At 71.6% G+C, this 25,223-nt stretch carries 18 protein-coding genes and 2 pseudogenes; 14 read left to right on the top strand and 6 right to left on the bottom strand.

Features of this window, described 5'->3' with window-relative positions; translation table 11 throughout:
• Positions 1-93: 93 nt before the first annotated feature.
• Positions 94-504, bottom strand: a complete 411-nt coding sequence (locus O7605_RS05845; RefSeq protein ID WP_269738250.1) for a DUF5319 domain-containing protein — start codon at positions 502-504, stop codon at positions 94-96.
• Positions 505-700: 196 nt separating this feature from the next.
• Between O7605_RS05845 and guaB the strand changes: the two genes are divergently transcribed.
• The 3 genes from guaB (at position 701) to O7605_RS05830 (ending at position 4,915) form a co-directional block, all read left to right on the top strand.
• A complete protein-coding gene (gene guaB, locus O7605_RS05840) occupies positions 701-2,263 on the top strand; it encodes an IMP dehydrogenase (RefSeq protein WP_269738249.1) in 1,563 nt (520 codons plus the stop codon).
• A 37-nt stretch (positions 2,264-2,300) separates the two neighbouring features.
• Positions 2,301-3,419 carry a GuaB3 family IMP dehydrogenase-related protein gene (locus O7605_RS05835; RefSeq protein ID WP_269738248.1) on the top strand — a complete coding sequence of 373 codons (1,119 nt, stop codon included), beginning with the start codon at positions 2,301-2,303 and terminating at the stop codon, positions 3,417-3,419.
• A 65-nt stretch (positions 3,420-3,484) separates the two neighbouring features.
• Entirely contained in the window at positions 3,485-4,915 is a 1,431-nt protein-coding gene (locus O7605_RS05830) for a M1 family metallopeptidase (RefSeq protein ID WP_443083875.1), read from the top strand.
• A 28-nt stretch (positions 4,916-4,943) separates the two neighbouring features.
• Here the strand turns inward: O7605_RS05830 and O7605_RS05825 are convergent, their stop codons facing one another.
• Complete coding sequence (locus O7605_RS05825) at positions 4,944-6,056, bottom strand: LCP family protein (RefSeq protein WP_269738247.1); 1,113 nt, start codon at positions 6,054-6,056, stop codon at positions 4,944-4,946.
• 213 nt (positions 6,057-6,269) lie between these two features.
• Here O7605_RS05825 and O7605_RS05820 point away from each other — a divergent pair, with 213 nt between their 5' ends.
• Together O7605_RS05820 and guaA are read left to right on the top strand one after the other, a co-directional pair.
• The gene (locus O7605_RS05820) at positions 6,270-7,967 is read left to right on the top strand and encodes an FAD-dependent oxidoreductase (RefSeq protein WP_269738246.1); all 1,698 of its coding nucleotides are present in this window, start codon (positions 6,270-6,272) and stop codon (positions 7,965-7,967) included.
• A 144-nt stretch (positions 7,968-8,111) separates the two neighbouring features.
• Positions 8,112-9,668 carry a glutamine-hydrolyzing GMP synthase gene (guaA, locus tag O7605_RS05815; protein WP_269738245.1) on the top strand — a complete coding sequence of 519 codons (1,557 nt, stop codon included), beginning with the start codon at positions 8,112-8,114 and terminating at the stop codon, positions 9,666-9,668.
• Between the two features lie 222 nt (positions 9,669-9,890).
• On the opposite strand, the pseudogene O7605_RS05810 reads toward guaA, so the two are convergent.
• A pseudogene (locus tag O7605_RS05810) lies at positions 9,891-10,232 on the bottom strand (PspC domain-containing protein); the annotation flags it as partial.
• Positions 10,233-10,376: 144 nt separating this feature from the next.
• Between O7605_RS05810 and O7605_RS05805 the strand changes: the two are divergent.
• The 4 genes from O7605_RS05805 to O7605_RS05790 all read left to right on the top strand — a co-directional run bounded on the left by O7605_RS05805 (position 10,377) and on the right by O7605_RS05790 (position 14,883).
• Positions 10,377-11,324 (top strand): NUDIX hydrolase, encoded by a 948-nt coding sequence (locus tag O7605_RS05805; protein WP_269738244.1) that lies wholly within the window; start codon positions 10,377-10,379, stop codon positions 11,322-11,324.
• Between the two features lie 113 nt (positions 11,325-11,437).
• On the top strand, positions 11,438-12,541 hold the full coding sequence (locus tag O7605_RS05800; RefSeq protein ID WP_269737567.1) for an IS30 family transposase: 1,104 nt from the start codon (positions 11,438-11,440) through the stop codon (positions 12,539-12,541).
• 125 nt (positions 12,542-12,666) lie between these two features.
• Positions 12,667-13,572: an NUDIX hydrolase gene (locus tag O7605_RS05795; RefSeq protein WP_269738243.1), complete on the top strand. Its 906-nt coding sequence runs from the start codon at positions 12,667-12,669 to the stop codon at positions 13,570-13,572.
• Between the two features lie 363 nt (positions 13,573-13,935).
• Positions 13,936-14,883: a CDP-alcohol phosphatidyltransferase family protein gene (locus tag O7605_RS05790; protein ID WP_269738729.1), complete on the top strand. Its 948-nt coding sequence runs from the start codon at positions 13,936-13,938 to the stop codon at positions 14,881-14,883.
• A 64-nt stretch (positions 14,884-14,947) separates the two neighbouring features.
• Here the strand turns inward: O7605_RS05790 and O7605_RS05785 are convergent, their stop codons facing one another.
• The 3 genes and pseudogenes from O7605_RS05785 to O7605_RS05775 form a co-directional block, all read right to left on the bottom strand.
• On the bottom strand, positions 14,948-16,195 hold the full coding sequence (locus tag O7605_RS05785) for a phosphatidylserine decarboxylase (RefSeq protein WP_269738242.1): 1,248 nt from the start codon (positions 16,193-16,195) through the stop codon (positions 14,948-14,950).
• A gap of 422 nt (positions 16,196-16,617) precedes the next feature.
• Positions 16,618-16,800 (bottom strand): annotated as a pseudogene (locus O7605_RS05780) (hypothetical protein); the annotation flags it as partial.
• Positions 16,797-18,542, bottom strand: coding sequence for a PspC domain-containing protein (locus O7605_RS05775; protein ID WP_269738241.1), 1,746 nt, complete (start codon positions 18,540-18,542; stop codon positions 16,797-16,799). The pseudogene O7605_RS05780 and the gene O7605_RS05775, both read right to left, overlap by 4 nt.
• Positions 18,543-18,713: 171 nt before the next feature.
• Here O7605_RS05775 and O7605_RS05770 point away from each other — a divergent pair, with 171 nt between their 5' ends.
• From O7605_RS05770 to O7605_RS05750, 5 genes are all read left to right on the top strand, one after another.
• Entirely contained in the window at positions 18,714-19,979 is a 1,266-nt protein-coding gene (locus O7605_RS05770) for an ATP-binding protein (protein WP_269738728.1), read from the top strand.
• Positions 19,979-20,665, top strand: coding sequence for a response regulator (locus O7605_RS05765; RefSeq protein ID WP_164447933.1), 687 nt, complete (start codon positions 19,979-19,981; stop codon positions 20,663-20,665). Before O7605_RS05770 ends, O7605_RS05765 begins: the two co-directional genes overlap by 1 nt.
• 177 nt (positions 20,666-20,842) lie before the next feature.
• Positions 20,843-22,027, top strand: a complete 1,185-nt coding sequence (locus tag O7605_RS05760; protein WP_269738240.1) for a thioester domain-containing protein — start codon at positions 20,843-20,845, stop codon at positions 22,025-22,027.
• 418 nt (positions 22,028-22,445) lie between these two features.
• Positions 22,446-24,083, top strand: a complete 1,638-nt coding sequence (locus O7605_RS05755) for a peptide ABC transporter substrate-binding protein (protein ID WP_269738239.1) — start codon at positions 22,446-22,448, stop codon at positions 24,081-24,083.
• A gap of 100 nt (positions 24,084-24,183) precedes the next feature.
• A complete protein-coding gene (locus O7605_RS05750; RefSeq protein ID WP_269738238.1) occupies positions 24,184-25,194 on the top strand; it encodes an ABC transporter permease in 1,011 nt (336 codons plus the stop codon).
• Positions 25,195-25,223: the final 29 nt, after the last annotated feature.

Below are 25,223 nucleotides of genomic sequence, written 5' to 3'. Positions count from 1 at the left end.
GGCCGGATCGGTCCGGCCGTGCCGGCCGGTCAAGCCGGGCAGGCCGAGTCCGCCGGGCGGGTCGGCCCGGCCGGGCTGAGCTGCGGTGGCCGGTCAGCGCTCCGCGCCGGGCTCGTCCTCGGTGCCTTCGCTGAGGGTGTCGTGCACGCCGTCGGCGTAGCCGCGGGCGTAGTCCCACGTGACGTAGTGGTCCGGGTCGGGATCGTAGGCCGGCTCGTGCACCCGTGGCCGCCCGGAGCTGAGCAGGTGCCGCAGGTTGCCCCGGAGCAGGTCCCAGTCGAAGTAGTGCGGTTCCCGGCAGTCCTCACACTCGATGACCAGCCCGCGTACGCCGATCGGCGCGAGCAGCGCCTGGTAGATCTCCAGGTCGGCGAGGTCCTCAAGCACGTCCTGGCGCTCGACGTCGGTCAGTGGGTCCAGCGGCGCGTCGTCGTCGGAGGCGTCCAGGTCGGCCGCCGGATCGGTCGGGTCGCCGGTGAACGGGTCGATGGGATCGTCGTGCACCCCCTCACCGTAGTCCCCTGCCACGGTCGACGCCTGTCCCCCGGTCGCGCGAGCCGTCACCGGTGCCGGCCCCGCGCGGTTCAAGGGACAAAGCTTCAGTGGGTACGATGAGGCTGACGCACCCTCGCCCGGCGTTCGCCGGTGCCCACCGTGCCACCTCGCTGAAGCCCGGTTCAAGCAGCTCAGGAGAGCAATCGTGGAGAATTCGCCCCGTACCGACCGTTCCGCCGGCGTCGAGGGCGGCGAGCTGGGCGGCCATCTGCCCGAGCTGCCCGCCGGTTCGGCCAGGGTGGTGCCGCTGGGGTTGACCTTCGACGACGTGTTGCTCCAGCCGGGCGAGTCCGACGTGGTACCGAGCCGGGTCAACACGATCACCCGGTTGACGCGCAACGTCTCGCTCGCCATCCCGCTGCTGTCCAGCGCGATGGACACGGTCACCGAGGCCCGGATGGCGATCGCGATGGCCCGCCAGGGTGGCATCGGGGTGCTGCACCGCAATCTCTCGGTGGAGGACCAGGCGCTCCAGGTCGACCTGGTGAAGCGGTCCGAGTCCGGCATGATCACCAATCCGGTGACCGCGAGCCCGGACGACACGCTGCGCGAGGTCGACCAGCTCTGCGGGCGCTACCGCATCTCGGGGGTGCCGGTGGTGGACGCCCAGGGGCAGCTGGTGGGCATCGTCACCAACCGGGACATGCGCTTCGTCTCCGACCCGGCCATGCCGGTCCGCGAGATCATGACCAGGGCGCCGCTGGTCACCGCCCCGGTCGGGGTGAGCAAGGACGAGGCGCTCGGCCTGCTGCGCCAGCACAAGGTCGAGAAGCTGCCGATCGTCGACGACTCCGGCAAGCTGCGCGGGTTGATCACCGTCAAGGACTTCACCAAGAGCGAGCAGTACCCGAGCGCCACCAAGGACGAGGCGGGACGGCTGCGGGTGGCGGCGGCCATCGGTGTCGGCGAGGACGCGTACAAGCGCGCCCGGGCGCTCGTCGACGCCGGTGTCGACGTCATCATCGTGGACACCGCCCACGGCCACCAGCGCGCGGTGCTGGAGATGGTCAGCCGGCTCAAGAAGGACGTCACGGTCGACATCGTCGGCGGCAACGTGGCGACCTACGCCGGCACCAGGGCGCTGGTCGAGGCCGGAGCCGACGGTGTGAAGGTGGGTGTCGGCCCGGGTGCCATCTGCACCACCCGGATCGTGGCGGGCGTCGGCGTCCCGCAGATCACGGCGATCATGGAAGCCGCCCGGGCGGCCCGCCCGGCCGGTGTACCGGTCATCGGCGACGGCGGCATCCAGTACTCCGGCGACATCGCCAAGGCTCTTGTCGCCGGCGCGGACACGGTGATGCTCGGCAGCCTGCTGGCCGGCTGCGAGGAGAGCCCCGGCGAGCTGATCTTCGTCAACGGCAAGCAGTTCAAGGCGTACCGCGGCATGGGGTCGCTCGGCGCCATGCAGTCCCGGGGGCAGGCCAAGTCGTACTCCAAGGACCGCTACTTCCAGCAGGACGTCACGAGCGACGAGAAGCTGGTCCCGGAGGGCGTCGAGGGTCAGGTGCCGTACCGTGGGCCGCTGGCCCGGGTGGCCCATCAGCTGGTCGGTGGCCTGCGGCTGGCGATGGGGTACGCGGGCGCGGAGAGCATCCCCGAGCTGCACCAACGGGGACAGCTCATCCGGATCACCGCGGCCGGGCTCAAGGAGAGCCACCCGCACGACATCCAGATGACCGTCGAAGCGCCCAACTACCACACCCGCTGACCCCTCCCACCACCCCCGAAGACATCTGGAGTGCCCCATGCGTGACGTGGTCGAGATCGGGCTGGGCAAGACCGCGCAGCGCGGCTACCACCTGGACGACATCGCCATCGTGCCGTCCCGCCGGACCCGCGACGTCGACGACGTCTCCACCGGGTGGCAGCTCGACGCGTACCAGTTCGGCATTCCGTGCGTCGGGCACCCCTCGGACGCGACGATGAGCCCGGCCTCCGCGGTGCGGCTCGGTCAGCTCGGCGGGCTCGGCGTACTCAACGTCGAAGGGCTGTGGACCCGCTACGAGAACCCGAGCAAGGTGCTCGAGGAACTCGGCGGTCTCGACGAGGACGCCCGCGCCACCAAGCGGCTCCAGGAGGTGTACGCCGAGCCGATCCGCCCGGATCTGATCACCGAGCGGGTCCGTGAGCTGCGTGACGGCGGGGGCACGGTGGCGGTGCGGGTGTCGCCGCAGCACACGCTGGCGCTGGCGCCGGTCATCCTCGACGCGGGCGTCGACATCCTGGTCATCCAGGGCACCATCGTCTCGGCCGAGCACGTGTCGACCACCGACGAACCGCTCAACCTCAAGGAGTTCATCGCCGACCTCGACCTCCCGGTCGTCGTCGGCGGGTGCACCGACTACAAGACGGCTCTGCACCTGATGCGCACCGGCGCGGCCGGTGTGATCATCGGTATCGGCGGGGACGAGTGGTCCACCACCGAGTCGGTGCTCGGCATCCGGGTGCCGATGGCCACCGCGATCGCCGACGCCGCCGCGGCCCGACGCGACTACCTCGACGAGACCGGCGGGCGGTACGTGCACCTCATCGCCGACGGCGACATCCGGACCTCCGGTGACATCGCCAAGGCACTCGGCTGCGGCGCCGACGCGGTGATGCTCGGCGAGCCGCTCTCACTGTGCGAGGAGGCGCCGGCCGGCGGGTCCTGGTGGCACTCGGCGGCCAGCCACCCGTCGCTGCCCCGCGGCGCCTTCGAGACCGCCGGTGAGCCCATCGGCTCCATGGAGCGCCTCCTCTTCGGCCCCGCCGACGAGCCGGACGGTCAGCTCAACCTCTTCGGCGGCCTCCGCCGCGCCATGGCCAAGTGCGGCTACCGCGACCTCAAGGAGTTCCAGAAGGTCGGCCTGGTCCTCGACCGCTGACCGCTCGTTCCGCCACGTGCCGCACCTCCATGATCGACGGTGCGGGCGGCAGTAGGCTCGGGCTGGTGAGCAGCAGGGTTGGCAGGTGGTGGGGGGCCGGCGCGGCGGCGGTGGCCGCTGCCGTGGTGGCGGCGGTGGTGCTGATCAGCGGGATCGGAGACCGGGACGCGGCGGAGCCGGGCGGCTTCCGGGCGGGCAGCGTCGATCTCGGCGACCCGTACGTGCCGGGCAGCGGCAACGGCGGATACGACGTCGACCACTACCGGCTCGTGGTGCGCTACGACCCGGCTGACGACCGGCTCACCGGCAGCGCCGAGATCACCGCGACCGCGACCCACGGGCTGTCCCGGTTCAACCTGGACCTGTCCGGGTTGCAGGTCGGTTCGGTGACCGTGGACGGCGCGTCGGCCGAGCACCGGCGCGACGACGGCGAACTGGTGGTCACCCCGGCCCGAGGGCTCGACGCCGGCAGCCGGTTCACGGTGGACGTCGACTATGGCGGCGTACCCGAGGCGGACGCCGACGGCGTGCTCGGCAGTGGCGGCTTCCAGCACACCGACAACGGTGCGATCGCCCTCGGCCAACCGCACTCGGCGGCCACCTGGTTCCCGGTCAACGACCACCCGTCGGACAAGGCCACCTACGACCTCGAGGTGACCGTCCCGGACGGGCTCGCCGCGCTCAGCAACGGAGTGCCGGGGGAGCGGACCAGCGCCGACGGCTGGACCACCTGGCGCTGGGCCGAGCGCTCACCGATGGCGAGCTACCTGACCACGCTCGTGATCGGCGACTACCGGGTGCGCAGCGAGGAACACGCCGGCAAGCCCATGGTCACCGCCGTACCGGACAGGCTCCCGGTGACCGGGCCGGCCGCCACCTCGCTGGCCCGCACCGGCGAGATCGCCGACTTCCTGACCACCCGCTTCGGGCCGTACCCCTTCGAGTCGTACGGCGGCGTGGTGGTCTCCGACGGTCGGATCGGATACGCGCTGGAGACCCAGTCCCGGCCGGTCTACGGACCGGGGTTCTTCCGGGGCGGCGAGCCGAACTACAGCGTGGTCGCCCACGAACTGGCTCACCAGTGGTTCGGCAACAGTGTGGCGCTGGCCCGCTGGGGCGACATCTGGCTCAACGAGGGCTTCGCCAGTTACGCCGAGTGGCTGTGGGAGGAGCACGACGGCGGGCGCAGCGCCCAACGCAACTTCGAGATCCAGTACGCGGCCACCGACTGGTCCCGGCGCACCCTCGATCCCGGCCCCGGGCAGATGTTCAGCACCGCCGTCTACAAGCGCGGGGCGCTCACCGTGCACGCGCTGCGGCGTACCGTCGGCGACGACGCCTTCTTCGAGATCCTGCGGACGTGGACCAGCGAGCGCCGGAACGGCACCGCCACCACCGCCGACTTCGTCGCCCTGGCCGAACGGGTCTCCGGCCGCGAGCTGGGACAGTTCTTCGACGCCTGGCTGACCGGCACCGCCGCACCCGGCCAGCCCTGACCGGAGACCCCGTCTACGGTCGTTCCGGTCAGCTCTTGACCTTGAGTTTCGGATTGTCGGCCAGGAAGGCGTCGGCCTTGCCGGCGCGCAGTTGGGTGAGGAAGCGGCGGCCGACGGAGGTCAGTTCCTCACCCCGGTAGGCGTTGCCCCGGCCCACCGACGCCCCGGGCAGCCCGACCAGCGTGACCGCCCGCGGCGACAACGAGCCGAGGGCGTACGCGAAGTCCACGATCCGCCGGCCGCCGACGTAGAGCAGCGCGTCGCCGAGCGCCGTGACCACCTGTTCGACCCGTTCGGGCTGCCGGGCCAGGTCCTGGTCGAGGATCTTCCCGAGCAGCGCCCGGATCAGCTGCTGGTGGTGGCGCTGCCGGGCGTAGTCGCCACCGGGCAGGTAACGCTGGCGGGCGTAGTCGAGCGCCTGCCAGCCGTTGAGGTGCCGTTCGCCGGGTTCGTAGACCATCTGCGGCCCGACGTAGCCGCCCACTCCGGGGCCCGGCTCCCGGTGCTTGCCGTCGGGCTGCCGGTGCCGGGAGACGACCCGCTGGTCGACGCGGATGTCCACGCCACCCAGGCTGTCGACCAACTCGTCGAAGCCACCGAAGGTGAGCACCGCCCCCGCGTCGATACGCAGACCGGTGTACTCGCTGACCGTGCGGCGCAGCAGCTCGTACCCCTGCGCGGGGTCGGGTCGCTTGGGACGGTCCGGCACCCGGCTGCCGTAGCTCATCGCGTGCGTGAGCTTGGTCCGCCCGCCCGGGTAGCCGGCGGGTTTGTAGGCCGGAATCTCCACCACCAGGTCGCGGGGGAGAGAGAAGAGGTAGGCCTTGGACAGCCCGGCCGGCACGTGCAACACGAGTACCGCGTCGGCGTGCGGCTCCCAGCCGGGCACGCTCACCCGGGTGTCGACCCCGACCAGCAGCAGGTTGAGCGGGCCGGTGATGTCGGCACCCGGTGGCGGGCTCGGGCTCGGGCTGGCGCTGGGACTGGGCGAGGCGCTCGGGCCGCCGGTGGCGGCGGTCGGCGTCCGGGGGTCGTCGCTGACGGTACGCGCCACCACCACGCCGATCACCGCGACCACCGCGAGCGTGACCAGGCCGGCCAGCGCCAACGTCAACCGTCTCCGGTCTGCTCCGAGCATCATCCCCCGCCTCCTTGGGCCGTCCGTCGAAGTCCCTGCCCGACCGCTGAGGTCACCGACGGCGGACTTCGACGCTCGCCCTGGGTCGATACCGGTCCAACGCGCTGAACCGGGCTCATGGTTGCGTCCCGGTCGGGCGAGAGTGACGCGGTGCGGAGCATGATCGCGCGGAACAGGGTCCTGGCGCGAGAGCTACTCGCAAGTAATGATGCGTCCATGCGGTACGACGTGGTGGTCATCGGGTCCGGTTTCGGCGGCAGCGTCGCCGCGTTGCGGCTGGCCGAGAAGGGCTACTCGGTCGGTGTCCTGGAGGCGGGCCGACGGTTCGCCGACGACGAGTTCCCGCGGACGTCGTGGCGGCTGCGGCGCTTCCTGTGGGCACCGAGGCTGGGTTGTTTCGGCCTCCAGCGGATCACCCTGCTCCGGGCGGCCGACCGGCGAGCCGGCGGCGGCGTGCTGGTGCTCTCCGGCGCGGGCGTCGGTGGTGGCTCACTCGTCTACGCCAACACGCTCTACGAACCGCTTGACGCCTTCTACGACGACCCGCAGTGGCGGCACCTCGCCGACTGGCGGGCCGAACTCGCCCCCCACTACGACCAGGCCAAGCGGATGCTCGGAGCGACCACGTACCCGATCACCACCGGAGCGGACCGGGCGATGCGGCGGGTCGCCGAGCGGATGGGAGTGGGGCACACCTTCCACGCCACCCCGGTCGGTGTGCACCTGGGCCGGCCGCGCGAGCGGGTCACCGACCCGTACTTCGGCGGGGCCGGCCCGGAGCGTACCGGCTGCACCCACTGCGGCGCCTGCATGACCGGCTGCCGGGTCGGAGCCAAGAACACGCTCGTCAAGAACTATCTGTGGCTGGCCGAGCGGCTCGGTGTCCGGGTACATCCGTTGACCACTGTCCGCGCGGTCCGGCCGGTCGACGGTGGTTACCAGGTGGAGACCGAACGTACCGGTGCCTGGCTGCGCCGACGGCGGCAGGTGGTGCACGCCGACCAGGTGGTCTTCGCGGCCGGTGCGCTGGGCACCCAGCGGCTGCTGCACGAGATGCGGGACCGTGGCCATCTGCCCGGCCTCTCACCCCGCCTCGGCGAGCTGACCCGGACCAACTCGGAGGCGATCCTCGGCGCCTCGGTGCCGCACCGGCGGGCCCGCAAGCGTGGCGTGGACTTCACCCAGGGGGTCGCCATCACCAGCTCGTTCCACCCGGATCCGCAGACCCACGTCGAGCCGGTCCGCTACGGCCGGGGTTCGAACGCGATGGGGCTGCTCCAGTCGCTGCTGGTCGACGGCGGGCCGCGCCGGCTGCGCCGGTGGCTCGGGCAACTGCTCCGGCAGCCGCGGGTGGCCGCCCGGATGCTCTCCGTCCGCCGCTGGTCGGAGCGTACGGTGATCGCCCTGGTCATGCAGTCGACCGACAACTCGCTCGCCCTCCGGATGCGGCGCGGGCCGCTCGGCCGCCGGCTCGTCTCCGGTCCGGGTCACGGCCCGCCCAACCCGACCTGGATCCCGGCGGGCAACGAGGCGGTCCGGCTGCTCGCCGAGGAGATCGACGGTACGCCGGGCGGCGCGCTGACCGAGCCGTTCGACATCCCGGTGACCGCGCACATCCTGGGCGGAGCGGTGATCGGTGCCACCGCCGCCGACGGGGTGATCGACCCCTACCACCGGGTGCACGGCCACCCCGGCCTGCACGTCGTCGACGGCGCCGCCGTCTCCGCCAACCTGGGTGTCAACCCGTCGCTCACCATCACCGCCCAGGCCGAGCGCGCCCTGTCCCTCTGGCCCAACAAGGGTGACCCCGACCCCCGCCCCGCCCCCGGCACCCCGTACCGCCCCCTCCCTCCGGTCCCCCCACACCACCCCGCCGTCCCGCCACACGCCCCCGCCGCCCTCCGCCACCCCTGACCGCCCCGCGATCATGCAGTTGTGGCACCTGACAAAGAGCGCAGAACGTGGCGAATCACCTGCCGCGACTGCATGATCGGCGGGTTGCGCGGTGGGCAAGGGGCGGGCGGGGAGAGGGCGTCACGCTGGGTAGGATTGCCGGCTATGAGCCTGCCGCGTCCTGTCCTCGTGGTCGACTTCGGAGCCCAGTACGCCCAGCTGATCGCGCGTCGGGTGCGTGAGGCGAAGGTCTACTCCGAGATCGTTCCGCACACCATGCCCGTGGCCGAGATGCTGGCCCGCGATCCCGCCGCGATCATCCTCTCCGGCGGTCCGGCCAGCGTCTACGAGCCGGGCGCTCCGCAGGTCGACGACGGGCTGTTCACCGCGGGCGTGCCGGTCTTCGGCATCTGCTACGGCTTCCAGGCGATGGCCCGCTCCCTCGGCGGCACGGTGGCGCGCACCGGCAGCCGCGAGTACGGCGGCACCCCGCTGCGTCCCCGACTGCTCGACCCCGGCGTACTCCTGCGGGATCTGCCGGCCGACCTGCCGGTGTGGATGAGTCACGGCGACTGCGTGACCGAGGCGCCGGCGGGCTTCACGGTGACCGCCGAGTCGGCCGGCGCGCCGGTCGCCGCTTTCGAGGACGTGGCCGGGCGGCGGGCCGGCGTGCAGTTCCACCCGGAGGTGGGGCACACCGCGCACGGGCAGGAGATGCTCACCCGCTTCCTCTACGAGATCGCCGGGATCGAGCCGACCTGGACGGCCGAGAACATCATCGACGAGCAGGTGGCCCGGATCCGCGAGCAGGTCGGCGAGAAGGAGGTGATCTGCGGTCTGAGTGGCGGAGTGGACTCGGCGGTCGCCGCCGCACTGGTCCACAAGGCCGTCGGCGACCAGCTCACCTGCGTCTTCGTCGATCACGGGCTGCTGCGGGCGGGCGAGGCCGAGCAGGTGGAGAAGGACTACGTCGCGGCGACCGGCATCAAGCTCAAGGTGGTCGACGCGGCCGACCGCTTCCTCGGTGCGCTGGCCGGGGTGACCGACCCGGAGCAGAAACGCAAGATCATCGGCCGCGAGTTCATCCGGGTCTTCGAGGCCGCCGCCCGGGAGATCGCCTCGCACGGCGATGTCGAGTTCCTGGTGCAGGGCACCCTCTACCCCGACGTGGTCGAGTCCGGCGGCGGCACCGGCACCGCGAACATCAAGAGCCACCACAACGTCGGCGGGCTGCCCGAGGATCTGAAGTTCGCCCTGGTGGAGCCGCTGCGCACGCTGTTCAAGGACGAGGTCCGTACGCTCGGCCTCCAGCTCGGGTTGCCGGAGGCGATGGTCTGGCGGCACCCGTTCCCCGGCCCCGGTCTGGCCATCCGGATCATCGGGGCGGTCGACCGCGAGCGGCTCGACGTGCTCCGCCGGGCCGACTTCATCGCCCGCCAGGAACTCAGCGCCGCCGGCCTCGACCGGGGTGTCTGGCAGTTCCCGGTGGTGCTCCTGGCCGACGTGCGCAGCGTCGGCGTGCAGGGTGACGGGCGCAGCTACGGGCATCCCGTGGTGCTGCGCCCGGTCTCCAGCGAGGACGCGATGACCGCCGACTGGTCGCGGTTGCCCTACGACGTGATCGCCCGGATCTCCACCCGGATCACCAACGAGGTGGCCGAGGTGAACCGGGTGGTGCTGGACGTCACCAGCAAGCCCCCGGGCACCATCGAATGGGAGTGACGCCGTGCCCCGTCCTGGTGCGCTGACGGTGCCTCACGCCGGTGGCTGCGGCGCCGATCGCGGTGCCGGCTCCGGCGTCGTCCCGGTCTCCGGCGTGGTCTCCGGATGGGCCGCTTCGGCGTCGGTTGGCGCCGAGCCGGACGAGGCGTCGGGGTGCTGGACCGGTGCGGGCGGCGGCGCGGGCGGGCTGGCCGCCGGGGGCCAGGCGGTCGGTGCCGGCGGTCCGGCGTGCGGCACCGGGCCGGTCGGCCCGGGGAACGGCCAGGCGGGGTGCGGTGTGGCGGCCGGCTGGGGCGGCGCGCCGGCGGGTCCGTGTGGTGCGCCGGGCGTCGGGTGCGGCCAGGCGGGTGCGCCGGCCGGCTCCTCGGGCATCAGGAACCACATGATCGGGTACGCCAGGGCGGCGATCCCGCCGGTCACCAGCGTGACGACGGCGAAGGCCACCCGGACCAGGGTGGGGTCGACGGCGAAGTAGCGGCCGAGTCCGCTGGCCACCCCGGCGATCATCCGGTCGGTGGTGGGGCGGCGCAGTTGCCGGTACGGAGCGTGAGGTGTGGAAGTCATGTCTCCACGGTCCTCGTCGCGCAGCGTATCGACCTCGGTGACCGCCCGGATCCCTACCCTGAACCGGCTCTCAGGGGCGAGCCATCAGTCAGGAATCCGACTCTTTTCCGCGTCGGTAACCGGTGGCGGGGAGAATTTGGCTCCGTGACCACCATGCTGGAGCCGCTGCGCAGGATCGCGGCATACGCAGTCTGTGTTGATTCCGTAGACCGAGTGTTGCTGGTCCGCGCATCGGAGCGCTCCGGCACCCCCGGCACGTGGTCCCTGCCCGGCGGGGCGGTCGACCACGGCGAGGACCCGCACCACACCGTCGTCCGCGAGACCGCCGCCGAGACCGGCCTGTCGGTGGCCGTCGCCGGCCTGCACGACGTGCTGGCCGACATGCGGGCGCTGCCGGAGCGAGGCATCACCATCCACACCGACCGGTTGGTCTACCGGGTGTCGGTGCGGGGCGGCTCGCTCTCCGACCGGGTCGACCGGCCCACCGACCTGGCCCGCTGGTTCACGCGGGACGAGGCGGCGAGGTTGCCGCTGCGTTCGTTCACCGCCCGCGCTCTCGGGCTGCCGGCCTCCTCGGCGGACATCGTGCCGGACGAGCCGCCGGAGTTCCCCTCCTTCTACGCGGTACCCGGCCCGGACGGGCTGCACCGGGCGCAGCGCTTCGCCGCGTACGCCGTGGTGACCGACCCGGAGGGGCGGGTGCTGCTGACCCGGGTCTCCGACGGCTACCCGGGCGCCGGCTGCTGGCACCTGCCCGGCGGCGGTACCGACTACGGTGAGCAGCCGAGCGCGGCGCTGATCCGGGAGCTGGTCGAGGAGACCGGGCAGACCGGGCGGCTCGTCGGTTTGCTCGGGGTGGCCAGTCATCGGGATGCCGCCTCGCTCGGTCCCGAGGGCTACCCCATCGACTGGCACGGGGTGCGGGCCTTCTACCGGGTGGTGGTGGACCAGCCGGCTCCGCCCACCGTCGGCGACGTCGGCGGCTCCACCTGCGAGGCCCGCTGGTTCGCCCGGGAGGAACTCGGCGCCCTGCCCACCGACCGCCTCACCGAGGTCACCGCCGAAGCCGTCCAAGCCGCCCACCTAACCTGACCCACCCCACCCCACCCTCACCCACCCCCCGGCCCACGCACGCATGCACGCATGCCCGCACGCGCCGATCATGAAGTTATTGTTCCGACACGCCGGGCGGATTCTAGGGTTCAGTGCAACTGATCTTGGTTGTGCTGGAGGTGTTGGTGGCCAGGCCGGGTGTGGTGACGTTCGGGCATCGGCAGGTGTTGGAGCATTTGTGGGGGTCGGGGCGAACGATCTCGCAGATCGCGGGGCTGTTAGGCGTGCCGGTGTGCACGGTGTCGCGGGAGGTCGCGCGGTATCACAGTGCGCGGCACGGGACGAAGAATCCGCTCGGGCGGTCGTTGCCGCCCGGGCGGGCTCGTCGGCCGTATCGGTGGGGGTATCAGGCGCAGTGGGCGCAGCGGCGGGCTGACGCGGCTCGGCGGCGGCCGCAGGCGTCGAAGCTTCGGCCGGGCACGCGGCTGCGGCACACGGTGGCGGGGAAACTGGCGCGTAGGTGGTCTCCGAAGCAGATCGCCGCGTGGTTGCGGGCCACGTACGCCGACCGTCCGGAGTCACAGGTGTCCCACGAGACGATCTACCAGGCGATCTACGTGCAGTCGCGGGGCAACCTGCGCGCGGAGTTGGGTCGGCAGGTGGCGCTGCGTTCGGGTCGTACCCAGCGGCGCCCGCAGTCACGCGCCGCGGGTGCCGCCCGTCGCCGGCGGCCCTGGATCGGGGATCTGCACATCAGCACCCGGCCCGCGGAGGCCGCTGACCGGGCCGTGCCCGGGCACTGGGAAGGTGACCTGGTCATCGGCAAGGCCGGCGCCTCGGCGATCGTGACGCTGGTCGAACGCAGCACCCGCTACGTGATGCTCGGCGCCCTACCCAACGGCCGTGACAGCGAAGCCGTCATCGCCGTGCTCACCACCCTGGCCACCCGGATGCCGGCACACCTGCGCCGGTCGCTGACCTGGGACCAAGGCACCGAGATGGCCACCCACCCGAGATTCACCGTCGCCACCGGCTGCCCGGTCTACTTCTGCGACCCCCACAGCCCCTGGCAACGCGGCAGCAACGAAAACACCAACGGCCTACTGCGCCAGTACTTCCCCAAAAGCAGCTACGACTTCCGCACCATCGACCAGACCGGCCTGGACGAGGTCGCCCACGAACTCAACACCCGACCCCGCGAAACGCTGGACTGGGACACCCCAGCCCAACGCCTCGCGCACCTCATCGCTCCCTAACGATTGCACTCACCCCTTGACCCCAAGCCGCTTGGCGAGGGCGATAACTTCATGATCGGCGTGGTTGTGCGGGGCGCGGGCGGCGCGGGCGCGGGGTGGGACGGGGGCTTGGGGTTGTGGAGCGGATGGAGCGGGTGCGGCGGGTGGGGGCGTACGGGGTCCTGCGGGACACCGAGCGGCGGGTGTTGCTGGTGCGTGGCTCCGCGTCGGCGGACTTTCCCGGGGTCTGGTCGCTGCCCGGTGGTGGGCTGGAGCACGCCGAACATCCCGCGCACGCGGTGGTCCGCGAGGTCGCCGAGGAGACCGGGCTGACCGTCGAGGCGACCGGGCTGCGGGCGGTCGTCGCGGACGTGGTGCCGTACCCGGAACTCGGGGTCGCCCTGCACACCGATCGGATGCTGTTCGACCTGACCGTGCTGGGTGGGCGGCTGCGTGCCGAGCGTGACGGCAGCACCGACCTGGCTCGTTGGCTGACCCTGGACGAGGCGGCCGAGCTGCCGCTGCTGCCGTTCACCGCCGAGGCCGTCGGTCTGCCGGTCGTCCCGCTGCCGGCCGGTGCCCTGCGCCGCCGGGAGCCGTTCCCCGGCCCCGCCGGCGACCGCCGGCAGCGCTTCGGGGCGTACGGAGTGGTCACCGATCCGGACGGACGGGTGTTGCTGACCATGATCGCCGAGGGCTATCCCGGTGCCGGGCGATGGCACCTGCCCGGCGGAGGTACCGATCACGGCGAACAACCCGTCACCGCGTTGTCACGGGAGCTGGTCGAGGAGTCCGGCCAACTGGGCCGGGTGACCGAGCTGATCGGGGTGGACAACCTGCACAACCCGGCGGCACTGGGGCCGGAGGGGTACCCCCTCGACTGGCACGGCATCCGGGTCGTCTACCGGGTGGAGGTGGACGTGCCGACCGAACCGGCGGTGACCGAGACGGCCGGCGGCTCCACCGCCCGCGCCGCCTGGTTCACCCCCGCTGAGCTGCGCAACCTTCCGCTGACTGAGATCGCCGTCATTGCCCTGGACTCGTCGAGGTGACCCGTTGTGGCCCGGCCGCTTCGATCTCACCACCGAGCCGGGACGGACGACCTCCGGTACAGTCGAGGCAGGGCAGGCGTAGAAAACGGGCGATCGTGTCCCGGATGGGAATAAGACGGCGGTTCGCGCGGTTAAAGGAGATATAAGTACCGCCGGCAGCTATCGCCATTCCCCCACCCCCTGTGCGATGGTGTACTCCGCAAAACGGCTGCCGGGCCAGGAAGGTCCGGCACGAGACAGCCGGACGCCCGCCACATGGCGGTAAGCCGATCCGGTGATGGAGGAAACGTGCCGAGAGCCCCATGGCGCCGGCGTCGTACGACTGACAGCCCGCGTCCCGCAGGGCGAAGCTGGACGGGCCCGCTGCGTCGCAGCGGCACCCTCGCCCGCCAGGTCCTGCTGGTTCGCGTCGGCCGCCGAGATGCAGAACTGCACGGCGCGACCGACGTGTTGCCCGAGCCCCGGTACCAGGACCGCCCGCGCCGCCGGTACGGCCTGAGGCGGTTCCACCGCACCGGGATGGAGACCATCGCCCCGGTCGCCCCGCTGGTCGGCCCGGTCACGGTCAACCCACCCGTCGCGCCGACTCCGGTGTCGGCCGCGTCGACAGCGACGCCGGCACCGCTGCTGCCGGGCGAGCGGACACCGGCCCGGCGGATGAAGTTCGCTCTGGTCAACGCGTGCACCCTGGCCAGCCTGCTGCTCGGCATCAACGCGATCTTCGTCGCCATGCAGGGCGAGGTGCGACTGGCCGCGTTCCTCCTGATCGCCTGCGTCGCGTTCGACGGCCTGGACGGCGCGCTGGCCCGCAAGCTCGGGGTGTCCAGCCCGTTCGGTGCCCAGATGGACTCGCTGGCCGACATGTGCTCCTTCGGCCTAGCCGCCCCCGTGGTGGTCTACGCCTCGTTGGCCGGTTCCGCGCCGACGGCCGCCGCCGCGGTGGCCGCCGCGCTCGTCGCCGCCTGCGCCGCCATCCGGCTGGCGCGATTCAACGTCTCGCCCAACGACGGACGGTTCTTCTCCGGCGTACCCACCACGATGGCCGCCGCCGTGCTCGCCCTGATGGTGGTGATCGGCATGCCGGTGCCGGGGGCGGTGCAGATCGCCGGGGTGGCTCTGCTCGCCTTCACCATGGTCAGCAGCTTCCCGTACGCCAAGCTCGCCCGGCTGGTCAAGCTGCCGCCGTGGGTCTGGCTCGCGCCGGTGGTCGGCGCCCTGATCGACGTCCGGCTCACCTTCGGGCTCATCGTGGTCGGGTACCTGATCAGCGGTCCAGTGCTCTGGTTGCGCCAGCGCCGCACCGTCGTCTGACCCGTACCTGCGAAAGGGCGCCGCGGCCTGGCCGCGGCGCCCTTGACGTCTCCGTGTCCGAAACTCAGCGCCAGCGGGCGATCACGGTCGATCCACCGATCACCTTGTCGCCCGGCCCGACCAGCGGTTCCGCGGCCTCCGCCGGCAAGTAGACGTCGGTACGCGAGCCGAAGCGGATCAGCCCGAACCGCTCGCCACGGGCCAGCAGCGCGCCGATCGGAGCACGTTGCACGATCCGGCGGGCGATCAGGCCGGTCCGCTGCGCCACCACCACGGTGCCGTGGGTGGTGTCCAGCACCGTGTACGCGGCCACGTTGTGCTCCGCATCCGGCTTCATCGCGTTGACGAACCCACCGTCCGCCACGAAGTAGTCGACCACCTTGCCAGCCACCGGAGACCTGTTGACGTGCACGTCGAGCACCGACAGGAACACCGCGACGCGCAGGAACTCGCCGTCGCCGAAGCGTTCGTCGGTCAGCCGCTGCACCGACAGGACCTGCCCGTCGGCGGCGGCCACCACGGCCGACGCATCCTCCGGCACGTCCCGTTCCGGATCCCGGAAGAAGGCGGCCACCGGCGCGGCGGCCAGCGCGGGCAGCAGCCAGAGCTTCGACTTCGGTCGGGCCAGTCGGGTGAGCGCGGCCAGCCCGAGGGCGATGCCGGCGGCGGCGACCCCGTTGGAGTCGATGTGCATGTCCCGGCTGAGCGGCACGCTCGACGGCCGGTAGGCGGGCGCGAGCTGCTCCGCCGCGGCGGCCTCGGCCGGAGTGAAGCGGAGCCGGTACACGCGTACCGGTGGGTTGTTGCGCAGCACCAGGTCGTTGCCGACGCCGTACAGCACGCCCTGCCGGTCCAACTCGGCGGCGGCGCCGGCGGTCCGCCCGACGGCGGTGGCGACGCTGAGCACCGCGCCGTCGGCCAGGTACTTGGTAAGTGCCCCGATGGTGGTGCGGGCCTCCTCGGCGGTGCCGGTGAACGCCTCGGCGGCGATGACCACCGCGGCGGCCTCCGCCTCGGCGAGGCTGTCCACGACCCGGACCCGATCGGCGACCCAGCGGCCCTGGGCGGTGACGTGCTCCCGCAGCGTGGTGGCGCTGACCCGTTCGGCGGGTACCACGATGAGCGTGTCGCCGGGCAGCAGCGCTTCGATCGCCGCGGCCAGCACCGCGGACTCCGGAGCCGCGCCGACCAGCAGGGCGGTCTTCGGGTCGTTGATCCGGGCAAGCTCGGAGACGAGGGTACGGGCGGCGCGCTCGCCGAGGCGGACCGAACCGGAACGGTCGGGCGTACGCACGGCGGGGGACTGGGTCATCTCGAACGGGCTCCTGACGGGTAGAGGCGACTGACGCAAGGGTCACCGCCGGCGGCGCGGTCGGCCCGCGCACGCCGACGACCCGCGGGGGTCACCCTGCGGCGCGGGCCGGCCAGCGCTGGCGGGAGCACACCGGCCAGCATAGGCGGCGCGCGACCGCTGACGCACGGTCAGGCGTCGCGTCCCTGCCGTCCGGACGGTGGCGTCTCCTCCGCCGCCCCGAACAGATCGAGCGTGCGGTCCTCCGGCGGCTCCGGCTCGGCTGTCCGGGCGGCCGAGCTGACCGGGGTCGGCTCACCCGTCGAGGTGTCGACGTCCGCCCGTTCCGGGAGCGGATCGGCCGCATCGTCGCTGGTGTCGCGTGCCGAGTCGTCCTGGCCGGTGTCGGCAGGGGGATCGGTCGGTGCCGGCCGGCGGTTGTACCGGCTGGAGCGCAGGGCACCGATCAGGCCGAGCCCGCCGACCAGGATCAGTCCACCGGCCAGGAACCAGCCGACCGGTGGCAGCACGAGACCGAGCACCTGGGCGAGCAACCACCAGGCGGCCAGGGCGACGAAGAGCAGCCCGAAGGCGAACGAGACCAGGTCGGTGCGGTGACTCCTCACCTGCTCACCTCCATGTGTCCGGCGTTGACGTGCAGGTTGAGGCGCAGCTTGCCGCCCCCGGCGCCGTCCGGGCCGAGATCGACGGTGTCTACCGGACGGTTGTCCATGCCCTGCGTCCGCTGGCCGAGGATGTTCGCGTCACCGGCGGTCACCCGGGTCACCGCGGTGACGTCCACGTTGGGTGGCAGCACCACGGTGGCCTCGCCGAAGTTGACGGCGACGGTGATCTCCGTCTCCTGCTGGCTGAAGTCGATCGCCCGCAGGTCGAGCACCGCGTCGCCGAAACTCTGTTCGTACCGGTTGGCGAGGTCGCGGTGACTCGTCGGTGCCCAGGTGACCGCGCCGTCCACGCCGCGGACCCGGTCGTAGGACTCGACGACCGTCACCACCGCCAGGGCGGCGGCGGTCACCAGGCCGAGCGCGATGAGCCAGCGGGCCCGGCCGAACCAGGTCCCCACGAGCAGGCCGAGCCCGATCACCGCGAGCGCCGCGGCGAAGTAGGCCGACGCGCCGATCCCGAAGACGTCCAACAGGTCGAGAACGCCGACCAGCCCCAACGCGACAAAGATCAACGAGAAGGTCACCGCGCCCAAGGCCGACCGCTCCCGGGGCTTGCGGGGGGGCTTCGACTTGGGCGGTGGTGGCGCAGCCACCTTCGGCGGACCGGCGTAGGGGCCGTGCGGCGCGAACGGGGGACGGTAGGTCGGCTGGGCGACCGGCGGGCCCGACGCGGCAGCGCTCGTCGGCCATGCCGGAGCCGACGGCAACCGCATGGTCGGCTCGTCAGGTCCGCCGGGCCCCGCCGGTGGCGAGGGAACGCCGGACGTCGAGCCGGGGGGGTGGAAGGCGGGCGGTGTGACGGTGGCCGTCCGGCCGAATTCCGGGTACGCCTGATAGCCGGTCGGAGCTGGATAGCCGACCGGAGGCACCGGACCAGGGGGCGGTGGCGGACTGGCGGGCGCGCCGGCACCGGGTGCGGCCGACTCGGGTCGGGCTTCGCGCTGTTGACGGTTCAGCAGCAGCGCCCCGCCGACCAGGATGGCCGCGCCGAGCAGTACCGCGCGGAAGGCGTCGGTGACGACGAAGCCGAAGCCCACCGCGACCACCACGCCGAGGATGATCACCGTGACCGGGGACATGCTGGAACGCCCGCGGCCCAGCATGGATTCGATGGGCGAGGCGGTGTCGCCCTCGCCCGGAATGATCAACCAGGCGGCGACGTAGACCAGGATGCCGACGCCGCCGAAGAAGCCCAGGACCGCCAGCAGCACCCGCCAGAGCACGGGGTCGGTGTTGGTGGCCCGGCCGACGGCAGCACAGACGCCGGCCAGGTAACGGCCCTCCCGAGGCCGGACCAGCCCGTACCGGGAGGTGAAGCCGGCGCCCCCGAAGGATCCGCCCGGCCCACCTCCCGAGGGCCCACCCGGCCAGCCAGGTCCGCCGTGCCCGCCGGGCGGCCAACCAGGTCCACCAGGTCCGCCCGGCCCCCCCGGCCCGGCGGACGGTGGTGCGGCGGCGTTCTCCCACGCCGTCGCTCCGCCGGGTGGCGGCGCGGCGGCGACGGGTGGACGTGCGTCGTCCCACGCCGTTCCGCCGGCGGGCGCTTGCCCGCCGGGCGGTACGGCCGGGCCGTCCGCCCCGGCACCGGGCGATTCGGGTACGGCCGACCGGGTGGCCGCCGGAGGCGTCGGCTCCGGTTCGGTCGGCCCCGGCCGGTACGGCTGGGCAGCGTCGTCGGTCATACCTCGATCCTGCTGCGCCCGACGCCCGAGCGTCCTCCGGCGGCGACCCTGACCCCACCCTGAGATCCGGCCCGCCCGAATGTCGGGGGCGTCCCCGTGGTCGGGCGGCCACGCCGCGTGTGACGATCGGATCGGCGCCGGGAACCTCGCCTCGCGTCCGGCCCGACCGTCCTGACCAGGGAGCTCGCGATCAGCAGCAGCAGTCAACCACCCCGCCTCTACCGCGCTCCGGCGCACCGGATGGGCGCCGGGGTGGCCGCCGGCATCGCCGAGCATCTCGGCGTCCCGGTGGTCCGGGTCCGGATCGCCTTCATGGTGCTGCTCGGGCTGAGCGGACTGGGTCTGCTGCTCTACGCGGCCTTCTGGGCGGTCGTGCCGCTGCGGCCCGGTGACACCGCCGTACCGCCGCGCCGCGACGTCGGCCAGTTGCTGCCCTTCGTGGCCATCGGCCTCGGCGTGCTGCTGATCCAGGTGATGGTCTTCGACTCGGTCGGCGCGACCGGCACCGCCGGCTGGTTGGTCGCCATCATCGCGGTCGGTGCCGGCGTGATCTGGCACCAGTCGGCACCCGAGCGGCGACGGCAGTGGGGCGAGTCGATGCCCGTGCCCTGGCTCGGCGCGGTGATAGAGGAGAGCGACCGGCGGGCGTTCGTGCTGCGCTTCGTCGGGGGCGGGGTGCTGGTGGCGGTCGGCATCATCGGTGTGGCCGCGGTCTACTCCCCGGCCCAGAACCTCGACGCTGTGATCAACGGAGTGATCTTCGCGTCGGTCGGGCTGGCGGGTGTCGGGGTGGTGGCCGCGCCGGTGCTCTGGCGCACCTGGAACCAGCTTCGCTCGGAGCGCGAGGGCCGCATCCGCGAGCAGGAACGGGCCGAGCTGGCGGCCATGGTGCACGACCAGGTGCTGCACACCCTCGCGTTGATCCAGCGCAACGCCAGCGACGTCAAGACCGTGCAGCGGCTCGCCCGGGGTCAGGAGCGCTCGCTGCGCAACTGGCTCTACAAGCCCACCGCCTCACCCACCGAACGCCTCGCCGCCGCGCTGGAACAGGCCGCGGCCGAGGTGGAGGACACCTTCGCGATGACGGTGGAGGCGGTCGTGGTGGGCGACCGGGAGACCGACGAGCGGATCGGCGCCCTGGTGGCGGCGGCGCGCGAGGCGCTGGTGAACGCCGCCCGGCACGCCGGGGTGCAGACCGTGTCGCTCTACGCCGAGGTGGAGCCCGAGCAGGTGAGCGTTTTCGTGCGGGACCGGGGGGTCGGGTTCGACCCGGATACGGTGGAGGACCATCGGCACGGTGTCCGAGGCTCGATCGTCGGGCGGATGAAGCGGCACGGTGGCCGGGCGGAGATCCGCTCCCGGCCTGGAGAGGGGACCGAGGTCCGGTTGATCCTGCCGATCTCCCGGGACCCGGCCACGGCGGAGAGGGACAGATGATGGCCGAGCAGTCGACACCACCGGTCGAGCCGGAGGGCACCGGGCCCGGACGGCTGCGGGTCTTCCTGGTCGACGACCACGCCATGTTCCGCGCGGGGGTACGCGCCGAACTCGGCGCGCACGTCGAGGTGGTGGGGGAGGCGAGCACGGTGGCCGACGCGGTCAGCCGGATCGCGGCCACCGGGCCGGACGTGGTGCTGCTCGACGTGCACATGCCCGACGGTGGTGGTCGGGCCGTGCTGGAGGCGATGCGCCGCAGCCATCCCGAGGTCCGATTCCTGGCGCTCAGCGTCTCCGACGCGGCCGAGGACGTGATCGGGTTGATCCGGGCCGGTGCACGTGGGTACGTCACCAAGACCATCTCGCCGGACGAGCTGGCCGCGGCGATCCGGCGGGTGGCCGACGGCGACGCGGTGTTCAGCCCCCGCCTTGCCGGGTTCGTGCTGGACGCCTTCGCGGCCCGGCCGGACGCCCCGGTCGCCGATCCGGAGCTGGACCAGCTGACCAACCGGGAACGCGAGGTGCTCCGGCTGCTCGCTCGGGGGTACGCGTACAAGGAGATCGCCCGGGAGTTGTACATCTCGATCAAGACCGTCGAGACGCACGTCTCCAACGTGCTGCGCAAACTCCAGATGTCGAACCGGTACGAACTGTCCCGCTGGGCGGCCGATCGGCGCCTGGTATAACCGACCTTTCCGGCACAAGCGGCTATTCAGGCCGTCGGGCGTGACATGTGATCAAGTCGCGGTCGATAATGCCCCTCGCCTTTACCGCGTGCGGATGCCGCTCATCCCGCGGGAACGGCGACTCCGGCCGCCCGCGCGTACGCGGGTCACTCCCTGCCCGAGAGGTGCACGAAACTCATGATCGGACAACGAGGACGGCGCTGGGCGCGGATCGCGCTCGCCGCCGTCACCGGCGGCGCGCTGGCGCTCGGTGCCGCCGCCCCTGCCGCCGCCGAGGACCCGGCCACCGGTGTGGCGAAGACGGTGCCGAACAGCACCGTCAAGCTCCTGCTCGACGGCAAGGTCAAGCGGACCTCGGCGCTGGCTATCAAGATCGACGGCAAGCGGCTCCCGGCCTTCTGCATCGACTACCACACGAACGTCGCGATCGATGGCAAGTACCAGGAGGGCACCTGGGACGAGTCCCAGGTGAAGAACCTGGCGAAGGTGCAGTGGGTGCTGACCCACGGCTACCCGAACGCCGACTCCGCCGCGTTGCTGGCCGCCGCCGGTGCCACCCTGCCCGCCGGGACGAACGAGAATGTCCGCCGCAACCTGCTCTACTTCGGCACCCAGACCGCCGTCTGGCATTTCAGCGACGGCATCGAGCTCGGCGACTGGGTCGCCGGCCGTGGCCTGGTCGGCAAGCAGCGGTACGACGTGATCAAGAAGGTCCACGACTACCTGATCGCGAACGCCACCGACCAGCCCGAGCCGAAGGCCGAGCTGAGCATCGATCCGACCAGCGCCACCGCGCAGGTCGGTGCGAAGGCCGGCCCGTTCACCGTGAAGGGGCCGGCGGGTGAGATCACGCTGGCGGTCACCGGCGGGTCGGCGGTCAACGCCGAGGGCGCGCCCGTGACCACGACCGACAACGGCGGCCAGTTCTGGCTCACGACCGAGGAAGCCGGCGAGGTCGGCGTGACCGCGTCCGCCGCCGACTCGGTCTCCTTCGGCCGGGTGTTCCTGTACACCGGGGCGAAGGCGGCGCAGAAGCTGATCCTGGGCGGCAGCACCGGCGCCACGGTGACCGCCGAGGCGAAGGCCACCTTCACGGCGCCGCAGCCGAGCCCCGAGCCGACGACGCCGGAGCCGACGCCGTCCACCCCGACGGAGTCCCCGTCGCCGGAGCCGACGCCGAGCACTCCCGAGGAGTCGCCGGCCAGTCCCGCCCCGTCCACCTCGCCGGCCTCCAACGACGGTGGCCTGCCGCTGACCGGTGCGCCGATCGTCACCGCGATCGCCGCCGGGCTGGTGCTCCTGGTCGCCGGTGCGGTCACCGTGCTGGTGCTGCGCCGTCGCCGGATTCACTTCACGGCCTGATCGCCGACACCGCGACATCTCGTCCGACCCCGGATCCCACAGCGGCTCCGGGGTCGGACCGCGTTCGGGGCACGAGTCCTTCGCCCGACCATGTTGATCGGCTGTCGGCCTGGAATCAGACTCATACTTTCGGGTAGCATTCGGCGAATAGTGGCGGGGTTCACGTCGATGGTCCGGCGGGTTCGCGGAGGCGTCGACCCCACGTCATCCGATGGCCGGCCGAGCGTGGAAATGTGGTTGACGAGCAGCTCATACCATGCGTCGGGGGTGCCGGGAAGGCGCCCGCGGGTCGATGTCGGCCCCGTCCCGGGCGGGTATCGGGTTGATAACACGCCTTCCCGCCTGGGCGCATCGGGTGTCACAGTTGCAGGCACCTCACAACCCCCTCGTGAGCCGAGCGCCCTGAGGAGGCACTCCCATGCGCGGGAAATTCCTGAAGGTGGCGGTCGCGGCGACCGCCACCGCCATGTTGGCCACCGCCTGTAGCGGCGGTGGCGACGACAACAACGAGCCGGCCGGCGAGTCCGGCGGCACGCTGCGGGTGTACAACGCCGAGCCGGCGTTCCTGACCCCGTCCGGCGGCGACGACGAGCCGTCGTTGTATGTGATCCGCCAGCTGTACCGCGGTCTCGTCAAGTACAACGCCGAGACCTCCGCGGTCGAGATGGACCTGGCCGAGTCGGTCGACTCGACCGACCAGAAGCTCTGGACGATCAAGCTCAAGAGCGGCTACACCTTCGACAACGGTGAGCCGGTCAACGCCGACGCGTTCCTCCGCTCGTGGAACTACGCCGCTTACGGGCCGAACGCCCAGAACAACGGCTACTTCATGAAGCGGATCGCCGGTAAGGCGGACGTGGCGCCGGTCGACCCGGACGGCGAGGGCCCGAAGGAGGCTCCGAAGCCGGCCGCCGAGACCATGTCGGGTCTCAAGAAGGTCGACGACCTGACCTTCACCGTCGAGCTGGACGCGCCGTTCTCCGGTTTCCCGACCACGATCGGCTACCCGGGCTTCTTCCCGATGGCCCAGGCCTGCGTCGACGACATCGCCGCCTGCAACGAGAAGCCGATCGGTAACGGCCCGTACAAGATCGATGGCAGCTGGCAGCACAACGTCGCCATCAACCTGGTGCGCAGCGACAGCTGGAAGGGCGAGCCGGGCAAGCCGGACCGCATCGAGTACCGGATCTTCGCCGACATCGACGCCGGCTACGCCGCCTTCCAGGCCGGCGAGCTGGACGTGCTCTACACCCTGCCCCCGGCCCGCTACAAGGAGGCCCAGGCGCAGTACGGCGACCGGATGTACGAGCAGCCGGGTGACAGCTTCACCTACGTCGGCATGCCGCTGTACCAGGACACCTTCAAGGACAAGCGGATCCGCCAGGCGCTGTCGCTGTCGATCGACCGGCAGTCGATCGTCGACGCGGTCTTCGACGGCCGGTACACCCCGGCGTCCGGCTACGTGGCCCCGACCTTCGAGGGTGCCCGCGAGGGCGTCTGCAAGTACTGCACCAAGGACGTCGAGAAGGCCAAGCAGCTGCTCGCCGAGGCCGGCGGCTGGCCGGCCGGTGAGAAGCTGATCCTGTGGGCCAACGCCGGTGCCGGCCACGACCTGTGGCTGCAGGCGGTCGGTGACCAGATCAAGGAGGCCCTGGGCATCGACTACGAGCTCAAGGTCAACCTGCAGTTCGCCGAGTACCTCGAGACCGCGGACCAGAAGAAGTTCACCGGTGGGTTCCGCCTCGGCTGGGGTCCGGACTACCCGTTCATGGAGACCTTCCTCTACCCGCTGTACGGCACCGGTGCCGGCAGCAACAACTCGGGCTACTCGAACGAGGCCTTCGACAACCTGATGAAGCAGGGTGACTCGGCCGAGTCGATCCAGGCCGCCATCCCGTCGTACCAGCAGGCGGAGGACATCCTCGGCGAGGACCTGCCGGTCATCCCGATGTGGTGGAACAAGGTTGGCGCGGTCTACAGCGAGAACGTCGACCAGTTCGTCTGGAACGCCGTCTCGGACGCCGACTACGGTGCGATTTCGCTGAAGCAGAACTGAGCTTCGGACTTCTGATCCTGCCGTAATACGACGTGGCGGCAACGGTTACCCCACCAGGGTGATCGTTGCCGCCACGTCAGCGCCGAGAGGAGACCCCGTCATGGGGCGCTACGTCATTCGACGGTTGCTCCAGTTCATCCCCACCGTGCTGGGCACCATGTTCCTACTGCACTACATGACCTCGCTGGCGGTCCAGTTCAGCGGGAACCCGGTCCGGGCGCTGTTCGGGGACCGGACGCCGGATCCCGCGCTGCTCGCGGCGATCACCGAGCGGCTCGGCTACGCCGACCCCTGTCTCGACCAGCGGGGCAACCCCTGCTTCGGGCTCTTCCTGGACCGCCTGCAGAACATCTTCTTCCACTTCGACTTCGGCATCAACCTGCGCCAGCGGGAGGTCACCGACCTGGTCGCCGATGCCATTCCGTTCACCCTCAAGCTGCTGGTCATCGCGATCGTGTTCGAGGCGGTCGTCGGCATCGCGGCGGGTGTGCTGGCCGGTCTGCGTGGCGGTAGCTTCACCGACTACCTGGTGAAGATCAGCACGGTCTTCGTCATCTCGGTGCCGATCTTCGTGCTGGGCGTGGTGGTCCGGGAGTTCGTCGGGGTCAAGTTCGGAAACGTGCTGCGCGGCCAGGACTGGATTCCCGACGTGATCTCCGTCGGCGTCTTCACGCCCGGCTTCAAGCCCGACTATCCGCTGGCCAGCCTGGTGATCCCGGGCATGGTGCTCGGCGCGCTCTCGCTGGCCACCACGGCTCGGCTCACCCGGACCAGCATCATGGAGAACATCCGTGCCGACTACGTCCGCACCGCGAAGGCCAAGGGCCTGACCAACAAGCGGGTCATCGGCGTGCACACGCTCCGCAACTCGCTGATCCCCGTGATCACCTTCCTCGGCGTCGACATCGGCGCCGCGATGGCCGGCGCGGTCGTCACCGAGACCATCTTCAACGTGCCGGGCATCGGCCGGCTGGTGACCATGTCGGCGCGCACCGGTGAGTCCTCGGTGGTGGTGGGCGTGGTGACCATGCTGGTGCTGGTGGTCCTGATCGCCAATCTGCTTGTCGACCTGCTCTACGCCGTGCTCGACCCGAGGATCCGCTATGAGTGACCTGATCACGGTGGCGGACGTAGGTCTTC

The organism is Verrucosispora sp. WMMA2121, from assembly GCF_027460185.1.
GTDB lineage: Bacteria > Actinomycetota > Actinomycetes > Mycobacteriales > Micromonosporaceae > Micromonospora > Micromonospora palythoicola.
Note: the sequence above shows the minus strand (reverse complement) of the source record. Positions and strands in the feature narration are given on the sequence as shown.